Raw genomic sequence first — 11,977 nt, forward strand, 5'->3', positions numbered from 1 at the left:
CACAAAGGAAAGGGTTAGGGAAAACCCTCGATTTGGCGGGGACAGCCGTTCGGAACGTCCCGCTCCCACTACCCTGTCGCGGAAGCGCTGCGCCCTGCCCTGATCCGGGGGCCGTCCAACGGCCTTGCGGCGGAGGCCTTCTGAGAGGGCGACAGCCACCGTTGGCACCCTGCACGGCAGCCACGGGAGTCGCAACCCGTTTATCTCATTCGTGCGTCCGGAATACGGACACCTGCCACCGATAGATGTGTAACAAGTCCGTTTCGCAGGGATCTTTCACCAAACCCTTTGTCCGGATTTTGGAAGATGTAGGCCTGAGCTGTGATCGAACCGAGACCTCGAGAGTGTGGTTCGGTCTGGGCGCATGGCAGATAGTTAGGCGCGTAGAGCTCGGATGAACGGGTCACTCGCCGGCAGCGGCGCCGACTCACGAGCGCGGGGGCACTCGACAAATTTCCGGCACCGGCGACGGGCGGGCGCCGTGATCTGTCCTGTGCTCCCTTTGCGGTGAACCAATGACTTCCTAGGAGGAACCCATGCGCGGTGCCAAGAGCGCCAAGTGGGTCGCGGGGGCGATAGTCGTCGCCCTGGCCGCCACCGCCTGTGGCGGCGGCGACGACAGTGCCGGCGACGACATGAACAAGGGCAAGGCCGACCCGAACGGCATCGTCACTGCGCAGCTGAGCGAGCCTCAGAACCCGCTGCAGCCGGCCAACGCCAAGGAGAGCCAGGGCAGCCGTGTCCTGCGCACGATCTTCGCGGGTCTGGTCGACTACGAGCCCGGCACCGGCAAGCTCGAGTACGTCAACGCCGAGTCGGTCACGCCGAACGACGACTCGTCGGAGTGGACCGTCAAGCTCAAGCCGGGCTGGAAGTTCCACGACGGCACCCCGGTCACCGCCAAGTCCTACGTGGACTCGTGGAACTGGTCGGCCAACATCAAGAACAACCAGACCAACTCCAGCTGGTTCGCCGACATCGTGGGCTTCGACCAGGTGCACCCGGAGAAGGGTGACCCCAAGACCGACAAGATGTCGGGTCTGAAGGTCGTCGACGACAACACCTTCACGGTCAAGCTGACGCAGCCGGTGTCGTACTTCGCGTACAAGCTGGGCTACGACGTGTGGGCGCCCCTTCCGGAGGCCTTCTTCAAGGACCCGAAGGGCTTCGGCGAGAAGCCGGTCGGCAACGGCCCGTACAAGTTCGTCTCCTGGGAGCACAACAAGCTCATCAAGGTCCGCAAGTTCGCGGACTACCAGGGCCCGAACAAGGCCAAGAACGGCGGCATCGACTTCAAGAACTACACGACCGCCGACGCCGCGTACTCGGACCTGCGCTCCAACAACGTGGACTGGATCGAGCAGGTCCCGACCACCGCGCTGACGAACTACAAGACGGACCTCGGCGACCGTGCCATCGACGAGCCGTACTCGGCCGTCCAGTCGATCGTCCCGGCGTTCTACACCAAGCAGTTCAAGGACATCGACCCCAAGGTCATCCAGGGTCTGTCCATGGCGATCGACCGCCAGACGATCACCAAGACCGTGCTGCAGAGCACCCGTACCCCGGCCGACTCCTACGTCGCCCCCGGCGTGCTCGGCTACAAGAAGGGCGCGCTCGGCGACATCGTCAAGTTCGACCCGGCCCAGGCGAAGAAGCTCGTCCAGGAGGGCGGCGGCGTCCCGGGCAACAAGATCCAGATCCAGTACAACGCCGACCAGGACCACAAGCCCTGGGTCGACGCGGTCTGCAACTCGATCCGCAAGTCCACCGGCGTGGAGTGCACCGGCGACCCGAAGCCGACCTTCCAGGCCGACCTCGACGCCCGTGACAAGGACCAGGTCAAGTCCATGTACCGCGGTGGCTGGGTGCTCGACTACCCGGTCAACTCGAACTTCATGCGTGACCTCTACGGCTCCACGGCCGCCGGTAACACCAGCGGTTACTCCAACAAGGAGTTCGACAAGCTGAGCTCCGAGGCGGACAAGGCGGGCTCGATCGACGAGACCGTGAAGCTGTACCAGGACGCGGAGCAGCTCCTCGCCAAGGACATGCCGGCGATTCCGCTCTGGTTCTACAAGGTCAACAGCGGTCAGTCCACCAACATCCTGGGCAAGATCCAGTACGGCCAGGACGGCGACCCGATCTTCGACACGATCCAGGTCAAGCAGAAGTAAACAGACGACCGCAGACCGGTGCCGCCTCTCCCGTCAGGGGAGCGGCGGCGCCGGTCCGTAGGCAAAGGCCTCCACCTCACCCCCCTCAACCTGCGGTAGAGATGAGTGCGCAGGCCCTCGCCGACCCCTCACGGCATGGAGGCGCAAGATGGGGCGCTACGCCGCCAGGCGACTGCTCCAGATGATCCCGATCTTCATCGGGACAACTCTGTTGATCTTTCTGATGGTCCACATCCTGCCGGGCGACCCGGTCCGGGCCATCTACGGGGACAAGGCTCCCGATCCCGCACAGATCGCGCAGATCAAGCGCGAGTACGGCTTCGACAAGCCCGTCCTCGAACAGTACGTCCACTACATGTGGAACCTCATCCAGGGAGACTTCGGAAAGAACCTCGCAGGCCGTCCGGTCGTCGAGCTCATGTCCGAGGCCTTCCCGGTGACACTGCGGCTGACGCTGCTGGCCATCACCATCGAGATCATCATCGGTGTGGGCCTCGGCGCGTGGGCCGGTCTGCGGGCCGGCAAGGCCGCCGACACCGGTGTCCTGGTCTTCACCCTGACCGTGATCTCGATCCCGGTCTTCGTCCTCGGCTTCATCGCCCGGTTCATCTTCGCGGACGAACTCGGCTGGCTACCGCCCAACGTCCAGGACTCCACGGACTTCTCCCAGTTGTTCCTGCCGGCCTTCGTCCTCGCCATGTTGTCCATGGCGTACGTGGCCCGGCTGACCCGGACGACCTTCGCGGAGAACCTGCGGGCCGACTACATGCGCACCGCGCTCGCCAAGGGCCTGCCCCGGCGCCGCATCATCGGTGTCCATCTGCTGCGCAACTCGCTGATCCCGGTGGTCACCTTCATCGGCACCGACGTCGGCGGCTTCATCGGCGGCGCGGTCATCACCGAGGGCATCTTCAACATCCAGGGTGTCGGCAACCTCCTCTACAGGGCGATCCAGACGAGCGAGGGCTCGACGGTCACGGGTGTGGTGACGGTGCTCGTCCTCGTCATCCTCCTGATCAACCTGCTCATCGACCTGCTGTACGCGGTCCTGGACCCGAGGATCCGGTATGCCTGACGTGACCAAGGCCGAGACCACCGACTCCGCCCGGGTGGACGCGGTGGCCCCGCCGGCCGTCGACGCGCCCGCCAAGGAGAGCGGCAAGAAGAAGGAGAAGACCCGTTCCCTGTGGGGCGACGCCTGGTACGACCTCAGGCACCGCCCCATGTTCTGGGTCTCCTCGGTGCTGCTGGTCCTGCTCGTGGTGATCGCCGTCTTCCCCGGCTGGTTCACCAGCGCCGACCCGCGTGACGGCGACCTCGTCAACCACTACCTGGGCAAGCCCGAGCTGGGGCACTTCTTCCAGCCCGACTGGTTCGGCTACGACCAGCAGGGCCGCTCCATCTACTCGCGCGTCATCCACGGCACCCGCGCCTCGATCCTCGTCGGCGTCTTCGTGACCGCCGCGGTCACGCTGCTCGGCGGTCTGCTGGGCATGCTGGCGGGCTACTTCGGCGGCTGGGTCGACTCGGTGATCTCCCGGATCGTCGACATCTTCTTCGGTCTGCCGTTCCTGCTCGGCACGATGGTCGTCCTGAACGCCTTCGCCGAGCGCAAGGTGTACGTGGTCATCCTGGCCCTGGCCTGCCTGGGCTGGACCTCGATCGCCCGTGTCACGCGCAGCTCCGTCATCACGGCCAAGCAGGCCGACTATGTGACGGCGGCCCGGGCGCTCGGCGCCGGCACCACGCGGATCCTGTTCCGCCACGTGATGCCGAACGCCATCGCCCCGACCATCGTCGTGGCCACGATCGCCCTCGGCGGTTACATCTCGGCGGAGGCGACCCTGTCGTTCCTCGGCCTCGGCCTCAGCGACCCGACGATCTCGTGGGGCATCGACATCTCCGAGGGCAGCAAGGTGATCCGGGACAACCCGCACGCGCTGCTGTTCCCGGCGGGCATGCTCAGCCTCACGGTCTTCGCGTTCATCATGCTCGGCGACGCGGTCCGCGACGCCCTTGACCCGAAGCTGCGCTGAGGAGGGCGTACGTGACCACCATCGACAAGACCAGGAACGTGCCCGAGCCGCGAGGCGCGGCCGAGGGCGACGCCCCCCTGCTCGAAGTGCGCGATCTGCACGTCGAGTTCCACACCCGTGACGGCGTGGCCAAGGCCGTCAACGGCGTCAACTACACCGTGTCGTCCGGCGAGACGCTCGCCGTGCTCGGTGAGTCCGGCTCCGGCAAGTCCGTGACCGCGCAGGCGATCATGGGCATCCTCGACATGCCGCCCGGGCGGATCCCCCAGGGCCAGATCCTGTACCGGGGCGAGGACATGCTCACCATGTCCGGCGACGCCCGGCGCAAGATCCGGGGCAGCAAGATCGCGATGATCTTCCAGGACGCGCTCTCCGCGCTGAACCCGGTGCTGTCCGTCGGCTACCAGCTCGGCGAGATGTTCCGCGTGCACCAGGGCCTGAGCAAGAGGGACGCCAAGGCCAAGGCCATCGAGCTGATGGACCGCGTGAAGATCCCGGCCGCGAAGGAGCGCGTCGGCGACTACCCGCACCAGTTCTCCGGCGGTATGCGCCAGCGCATCATGATCGCGATGGCGCTCGCCCTGGAGCCTGACCTGATCATCGCCGACGAGCCGACCACGGCCCTCGACGTGACGGTCCAGGCCCAGGTCATGGACCTGCTCGCGGAGCTTCAGCGCGAGTACAACATGGGCCTCATCCTGATCACCCACGACCTCGGCGTCGTCGCCGACGTCGCGGACAAGATCGCGGTGATGTACGCGGGCCGGATCGTGGAGACCGCCCCGGTGCACGAGCTGTACAAGCGGCCCGCGCACCCCTACACCAAGGGTCTGCTCGAGTCGATCCCGCGCCTGGACCAGAAGGGCCAGGACCTGTACGCGATCAAGGGCCTGCCGCCCAACCTGACGCGTATCCCGTCCGGCTGCGCCTTCAACCCGCGGTGCCCGCAAGCGCAGGACATCTGCCGTACGGACGTCCCGTTGCTGCACCCGGTCACCGAGCGGGACGGCGGCGAGCTGGCCGGCCGCGGCAGCGCGTGCCACTTCTGGAAGGAGACGATCCATGGCTGACCTGGAGAAGACGGACGAGTCCATGGACGCCACCCCCAACGTCACCGAGGTCGAGACGATCGAGGCCGCCACCGATGCGGAGGCCGTAGCCGCCATCGAGGCGCCGGTCGAGCGCGGTGAGCCGATCCTGCAGGTGCGCAACCTGGTCAAGCACTTCCCGCTGACCCAGGGCATCCTGTTCAAGCGTCAGATCGGCGCGGTCAAGGCCGTGGACGGGGTCTCCTTCGACCTCTACCAGGGCGAGACGCTCGGCATCGTGGGCGAGTCCGGCTGTGGCAAGTCCACGGTCGCCAAGCTGTTGATGATGCTGGAGAAGGCGACCGCGGGCGAGATCTTCTACAAGGGCCAGGACATCACCAAGCTGTCCGGGCGTGCGCTGAAGGCGGTCCGCCGGAACATCCAGATGGTGTTCCAGGACCCGTACACCTCGCTCAACCCCCGTATGACGGTCGGCGACATCATCGGCGAGACCTTCGAGATCCACCCCGAGGTGGCCCCGAAGGGCGACCGTCGCCGCAAGGTCCAGGACCTGCTGGACGTCGTGGGTCTCAACCCCGAGTACATCAACCGCTATCCGCACCAGTTCTCGGGCGGTCAGCGCCAGCGCATCGGCATCGCCCGCGGCCTCGCGCTCAACCCCGAGATCATCATCTGCGACGAGCCGGTCTCCGCGCTGGACGTGTCCGTCCAGGCGCAGGTCATCAACCTGATGGAGAAGCTCCAGGACGAGTTCAACCTCTCCTACCTCTTCATCGCGCACGACCTGTCGATCGTCCGGCACATCTCGGACCGGGTGGGTGTGATGTACCTCGGCAAGATGGCCGAGATCGGCTCGGACACGGAGATCTACGACCACCCGACCCACCCGTACACCCAGGCGCTGCTCTCGGCCGTCCCGGTGCCCGACCCGGAGTCCCGCGAGGGCCGCGAGCGGATCATCCTCACCGGCGACGTCCCGTCCCCGGCCAACCCGCCCTCGGGCTGCCGCTTCCGCACCCGCTGCTGGAAGGCCCAGGACAAGTGCGCCCAGGAGGTCCCGCTCCTCGCGGTCCCCGAGCGCTTCAAGGGCGAGGACACCCCGGCGGCCCACGAGTCGGCCTGCCACTTCGCGGAGGAGAAGGACGTGGTCCACGCGGCCTGACGGCCGATCGGTCATGTCCCTCACGGTTCCCGGTGCCTTCTGAAGAGGGCGCCGGGAACCGGCCTTTCCGGCGAGGTCGGGAAATGCTGCATCACATCGAGCTGTGGGTCCCCGATCTGCCCCGCGCGGCCCGCGAATGGGGCTGGCTCCTGGCCCGTCTCGACTACGCCCCGTACCAGGAGTGGGAGCACGGCCGCAGCTGGCGCCTGGGCGCGACATACCTCGTCGTCGAGCAGTCCCCGGCCCTGCGCGGGACCGAGCACGACCGCATGAGGCCCGGCCTCAATCACCTGGCGTTCCACGCCGGGACGGCCGCGGAGGTCGACGAGCTGGCCCGCGAGGCGCCCGCACACGGTTGGACGCTCCTCTTCGCCGACCGCCATCCCCATGCCGGGGGCCCGGAGCACCACGCCGCCTACCTCGCCAATACGGACGGGTTCGAGGTCGAGCTCGTGGCCGCCGAAGCACCCGCGAACCCCCGGCAATTGCGTTAACACGCAAGCAACTTCACGGACCCGGTTCCGATATACGGACGCGTCAGGCTGTACAGCGTACGGCCGTGCGGGTGCCGTAAACGGGCCGGGACGCGCCATGTCGTCCCGGCCCGTTGCCGTGCGGTCAGGCGGTGGTGATGCCCAGGGAGCGCTTCAGGAAGTCGACCTGGAGCAGGAGCAGGTTCTCCGCGACCTGTTCCTGGGGCGTGATGTGGGTGACCCCGGACAGCGGCAGGACCTCGTGCGGGCGGCCGGCGGCCAGGAGGGCCGAGGAGAGGCGCAGGGCGTGGGCGACGACCACGTTGTCGTCGGCGAGGCCGTGCACGACCATCAGGGGGCGGTGCGGCTCGGCGGGGGAGGACAGCCCGTCGGCGGTGACCAGGGAGCTCCCGGCGTACGACTCCGGGTGCTCCGCGGGGGCACCCAGGTACCGCTCCGTGTAGTGCGTGTCGTAGAGATGCCAGTCCGTCACCGGCGCCCCCGCGATGCCCGCGTGGAAGACGTCGGGGCGGCGCAGCACCGCGAGGCCGGCCAGCCAGCCGCCGAAGGACCAGCCGCGGATCGCCACCCGGGACAGATCCAGGGGATACCGCTGCGCGAGGTCCCGCAGCGCCTCCACCTGGTCGTCCAGCGACAGCGTGAAGTCGTGGTGGATCCCCTTCTCCCACGCGGGGGACCGGCCCGGGGTGCCGCGGCCGTCCGCGACGATCACCGCGAAGCCCTGGTCCGCGAACCACTGAGAGGTGAGGTGCGGGTTGTGCGCGGCGACCACCCGCTGCCCGTGCGGCCCGCCGTACGGGTCCATGAGCACCGGCAGGGGGGTGTCACCGGCGTAGTCCCGAGGCATAAGCACGGCGCATGGGATGCGGCGTGCGCCCCCCTCGGTGAGCGTCACGCGGGGGGACATACCAGGGTCTTCGGCGTAAGAGGGGACAGTCGCCGTCGGTTTTCCGTCGCGCAGCACCTGCACCCGTACACCTGGCCGATTCAGCGTCGCCGAGACCAGCACCGTGACGTCCCCGGCCCGCGCGGCCGAGTGCACGCCCGGCTCCTGGGACACCCGCTCCACGCCCAGCTCGTTCACCCGGTACACATGCGTCTGGCCCGTCTCCCCCTCGCCGGCCTCCTCGCCCGCCGACGCCGAGACCAGCACGTCGTCGTCGGAGACGTCCAGTACCGCCCGGAGGTGCAACTGCGCTCCCGTGAGCGGCCGTTCCCCGACCGCCAGCACCCGCGCACCGCCCTCGTCCGCGATCCGGACCAACTGCCCGGACGGGCTCCAGCACGGCACCCCGGGGAAAAGATCAAGCCATGTTCGATCTTCGTCGGCGTGCACCATCCGCGTCGCGCCCGACTCCGGATCCACGGCCAGGATCAACTGGCTGCGCTGATCGCGCGCCTGTACGAGCAGCAGTGGAGCGCCCGCCGCTGACCAGTGGACATGCGCCAGATACGGATACCGCGCCCGGTCCCAGGCGACCTCCGTGCGCACCCCGTCCAGACCGATCACGAACAGCCGGACCTCCGCGTTGCCGGTGCCCGCCGCCGGATACGCCACCCGCTGCGGCTCCCGTTCGGGATGCGCCGGATCGGAGATCCACCACCGCTGCACCGGAGTGTCGTCCACCCTGGCCACGAGCAGCCTGTCCGACTCAGGAGCCCACCAGAAGCCGCGCGAACGCCCCATCTCCTCGGCCGCGATGAACTCGGCGAGCCCGAATGAGACATTCTCCGAATCCGGCTCGGCGAGCGCCCGGTCGCCGTCCCCCTCGGCGCCCACCACCCGCAGGGCGCCCTGCGCGACGTAGGCGATGTGCCGCCCGTCGGGCGACGGGCGCGGGTCGATCACCGGCCCCGGCGTGGGCAGTCCACGCGCCGTCCCGGCCTGCAGCTCGGCCGCGAAAAGCCGCCCTGACAAGGCGAAAGAGGCCAGCTCGACGGCCGAGTCGGTGGCGTACCCGACGATGCCCGCCCCGCCCTCGCGGCTGCGCTCACGCCGTGCCCGCTCCTCGGGCGACAGGTCCTCCGAGGCACCGCCCAGCAGGGCGCGCGGGTCGGCGGCCACGCGCTCTGTGCCCTCCTCCATGTCGAGGACCCACAGTGAACTCGCCCGGTCCGTACCGGAACCGGAGCGCAGGAACACAACACGTGAACCGTCGGGCGCCACACTGAACGCACGCGGCGCGCCGAGCGTGAAGCGCTGGGTGCGGGCGTGCCGTCGGGGGAAGGAGTCAGGCTCGGTCGTCATGCCCTGACCATATTGGCCATGCGCCCCCTTGTGCGGCAGTGCGCCGATCGATGCGCACGGACGGATAGTTATGATCAATGTCGCATAGTGGGTATGAACCTGCTGGCTGACGTACGGATTTAATGCCCCCATAGTCCGACCCCCCGCGCCCTTGTGGATCATTGGAGGTGAGCCGCCGTGGCACTCTCGATTTCGGCGGTGGTGCTGCTGGCGATCATCGTCTTCTTGCTGATCAAGAAGTCAGGACTGAAGGCGGGGCATGCGGTCGTCTGCATGCTGCTCGGCTTCTACCTCGCCTCCTCGACCGTCGCTCCCACGATCAACGAGCTGACGACGAACATCGCGGGCATGATCGGCAGCATCAAGTTCTGACCCCTCGGGTCCCGCGTACGGCCTCGTGAGCCGGGTCGTGGGACCTCGTAGGGTGGGATCCATGACGGAACTGCCCGACCGGCGTCTGCTGCTGGTGCACGCGCACCCGGACGACGAGTCGATCAACAACGGCGCCACCATGGCCAGGTACACGGCCGAGGGTGTCCACGTCACCCTGGTCACCTGCACCCTCGGCGAACGCGGCGAGGTCATCCCGCCCGAGCTCGCGCACCTGACCGGCGCCGCCCTGGGCGAGCACCGCCGCCGCGAGCTCGCCGCCGCCATGGCCGAGCTCGGCGTCCAGGACGTCCGCCTGCTCGGCGGCGCCGGACGCTACAGCGACTCCGGGATGATGGGCCTGCCCGACAACGACGACCCCGGCTGCTTCTGGCAGGCCGACGTCGACGAGGCCGCCGCACACCTCGTCGAGGTGATCCGCGAGGTACGCCCCCAGGTCCTCGTCACCTACGACAAGGACGGCGGCTACGGCCATCCCGACCACATCCAGGCCCACCGCGTCGCCATGCGCGCCGCCGAGCTGGCGGCAGAGGCCGGCATCCCGATCCCGAAGGTGTACTGGAACCGGGTTCCCCGGCCTGTTGTCGAGGAGTCCTTCGCCCGGCTCCGGGACGACCTGCCCGGCCTCCCCTTCACCAAGGCCGCCGAGGTCGACGACGTACCCGGTGTGGTGGCCGAGGAGCGCGTCACCACGGTGATCGACGGCACCGCCCACGCCGCCGCCAAGGCCGCCGCGATGCGCGCCCATGCCACCCAGATCACCGTGGCCGAGCCGTATTTCGTGCTGTCCAACGAACTCGCCCAGCCGATCCTCACGACCGAGTACTACGAGCTGGTGCGGGGCGAGCAGGGTCCCGGTGAGCGGGAGACGGACCTGTTCGCCGGTGTCGAGGAGACCTCATGAGCGACCGGAGCCCGATGCTCGCCCAGCCGATACGGCCGCCGTCCGCCGCACGGATCACCGCCTGTCTGGGGTTCTTCCTGCTCGGGGCCGTCGTCGGCGTGGCCGGGGCGCTGGTGCAGCCCGCGTGGTTCCCGGGCGGACTGCTGCTCGCCCTCGCCGGGGAGGCCGGAGCCGTCCTGGGCGCGGCACGCGTCACCCGCGGCCGGATCGGCGGCGTCGCGGCCGCCGCCGGCTGGATGCTCGCCGTCATCCTGCTCACGGCCAGCCGTCCCGAGGGCGACTTCCTCTTCGCCGCGGGAAGCGGCTCCTACCTCTATCTGCTCGGGGGCATCGGTGTGGCTGTGATGTGCGCCACCCTTGCCCCGGGGCGGCAACCGGACGGCGGTCCCGTCCGACTTGCCAAGTGACGTACCACTTCGCCAGGACGTGCCCGTGGGGGTCCGGTGTGGGATTCCCGGCGGTCATGGGATACGGGCGAGAAGTGGCCAGTATGGTGGTGCGCGCCGCCGAGCTGCCCGCGTGAGGTTGTGTCGGGCGGCGGAGCCAACCGGGAGAACCTGCCTTGAGTCGTGAAACTGACACTCCGTCCTCCGGGCCCAACGGGCGCGGTGGAGCCGCCTACCCGTCGGGTACGCCGCCGTACGGGACCCCGGCGGTCTCCGACGCCGGTGCGGACGCGGGCCGTTCGGCCGCCCGGCCGGAGGAACGCAAGACCGAGACCACGCTGACGACCCGGATCCGGATCAACATCCCCGGGTCACGGCCCATTCCGCCCGTGGTGGTGCGCAAGCCCGTCGGGGACACGGAGGGTTCGGGCGACACCGGGACCGCTGCGGGCCCCGGCAACGAGGCGACCCCTCCGGGGGCCGCCACGTCCAGAGGCACGGGCACGGTCGAGCCTTCCGCCGAGCCCACGCAGCCGGCGGACGACAAGCCGACCAGCGACTGGTTCGCGCCCCGCAAGTCCGGCACGGGCCCGGGCGGTCAGGGCAGCGGCTCCACCAACGGGGCCGGTCTGCCGGGCGGTTCGAACCCGGCGACGGGCGGTTCCGGCGCGGGCGCCCCTGGTGCGGGCGCTCCCGGTGCGTCCGGTGCCGGTGCGTCCGGCGGGGCCCGGCCGGGTGCCGGGCGGCCCGGCGGCGTGGTGGGCTCCATGGGCGCGCCGGGCGGCTCCCGGCCCGGCGGTACGAACGGTGCCGGGCTCCCCGGCGGCGCGACCGGCGGACCCGTCGCGCCCGGCCACGGCGGCGGCACCGGCTCCTTCGACGTCACCGAGGCACTGGCGGCGGGCCCGCTGGGCAACGGTTCGCGTCCCGCCCCGGGCGTTGGCAGCGGTGGTGGCGAACCGCGCCGCGACGATCTGCCGTACTTCTCGGAGAACGACCGTGTAGGCCAGGGCGGCTCCGGCTCCCAGGGCCCGGCCGGCCCGACGGGCGGCCCGGTCACCGGGGACGGCCCGATGGTGCCGCGCCGGCTGCAGGAGCTGCGCCTGGCGCTGACCACGGCGACGGCCGAGC

10 protein-coding genes and 1 pseudogene are annotated in these 11,977 nt (G+C 69.2%); 10 read left to right on the forward strand and 1 reads right to left on the reverse strand.

From position 1 onward, the window contains the following. Positions 1–536: 536 nt before the first annotated feature. The 6 genes from ACWIF2_RS38060 (at position 537) to ACWIF2_RS38085 (ending at position 6,918) form a co-directional block, all read left to right on the forward strand. Complete coding sequence (locus ACWIF2_RS38060) at positions 537–2,177, forward strand: peptide ABC transporter substrate-binding protein (protein WP_454365932.1); 1,641 nt, start codon at positions 537–539, stop codon at positions 2,175–2,177. 148 nt (positions 2,178–2,325) lie between these two features. After that, complete coding sequence (locus tag ACWIF2_RS38065) at positions 2,326–3,252, forward strand: ABC transporter permease (protein ID WP_454365934.1); 927 nt, start codon at positions 2,326–2,328, stop codon at positions 3,250–3,252. Then, positions 3,245–4,213: an ABC transporter permease gene (locus ACWIF2_RS38070; RefSeq protein ID WP_454365936.1), complete on the forward strand. Its 969-nt coding sequence runs from the start codon at positions 3,245–3,247 to the stop codon at positions 4,211–4,213. The genes ACWIF2_RS38065 and ACWIF2_RS38070 overlap by 8 nt, the downstream gene beginning before the upstream one ends. A gap of 11 nt (positions 4,214–4,224) precedes the next feature. Continuing rightward, the gene (locus ACWIF2_RS38075) at positions 4,225–5,283 is read left to right on the forward strand and encodes an ABC transporter ATP-binding protein (protein ID WP_454365937.1); all 1,059 of its coding nucleotides are present in this window, start codon (positions 4,225–4,227) and stop codon (positions 5,281–5,283) included. Continuing rightward, positions 5,276–6,424, forward strand: coding sequence for an ABC transporter ATP-binding protein (locus ACWIF2_RS38080; protein ID WP_454365939.1), 1,149 nt, complete (start codon positions 5,276–5,278; stop codon positions 6,422–6,424). The genes ACWIF2_RS38075 and ACWIF2_RS38080 overlap by 8 nt, the downstream gene beginning before the upstream one ends. An 83-nt stretch (positions 6,425–6,507) precedes the next feature. Then, on the forward strand, positions 6,508–6,918 hold the full coding sequence (locus tag ACWIF2_RS38085) for a VOC family protein (protein ID WP_454365941.1): 411 nt from the start codon (positions 6,508–6,510) through the stop codon (positions 6,916–6,918). 124 nt (positions 6,919–7,042) lie between these two features. On the opposite strand, the gene ACWIF2_RS38090 is transcribed toward ACWIF2_RS38085, so the two are convergent. Further along, positions 7,043–9,166 (reverse strand): prolyl oligopeptidase family serine peptidase, encoded by a 2,124-nt coding sequence (locus ACWIF2_RS38090; RefSeq protein WP_454365943.1) that lies wholly within the window; start codon positions 9,164–9,166, stop codon positions 7,043–7,045. 177 nt (positions 9,167–9,343) lie between these two features. Between ACWIF2_RS38090 and ACWIF2_RS38095 the strand changes: the two genes are divergently transcribed. The 4 genes and pseudogenes from ACWIF2_RS38095 to ACWIF2_RS38110 form a co-directional block, all read left to right on the forward strand. Beyond that, entirely contained in the window at positions 9,344–9,538 is a 195-nt protein-coding gene (locus ACWIF2_RS38095) for a hypothetical protein (protein WP_010047829.1), read from the forward strand. 61 nt (positions 9,539–9,599) lie between these two features. Further along, positions 9,600–10,460 carry an N-acetyl-1-D-myo-inositol-2-amino-2-deoxy-alpha-D-glucopyranoside deacetylase gene (gene mshB / locus ACWIF2_RS38100; protein ID WP_454365945.1) on the forward strand — a complete coding sequence of 287 codons (861 nt, stop codon included), beginning with the start codon at positions 9,600–9,602 and terminating at the stop codon, positions 10,458–10,460. Next, the gene (locus ACWIF2_RS38105) at positions 10,457–10,867 is read left to right on the forward strand and encodes a DUF6113 family protein (protein WP_454365946.1); all 411 of its coding nucleotides are present in this window, start codon (positions 10,457–10,459) and stop codon (positions 10,865–10,867) included. Before mshB ends, ACWIF2_RS38105 begins: the two co-directional genes overlap by 4 nt. 155 nt (positions 10,868–11,022) lie before the next feature. After that, a pseudogene (locus ACWIF2_RS38110) lies at positions 11,023–11,977 on the forward strand (hypothetical protein); the annotation flags it as partial.

The sequence above is a fragment of the Streptomyces sp. NPDC055506 genome (assembly GCF_053643595.1).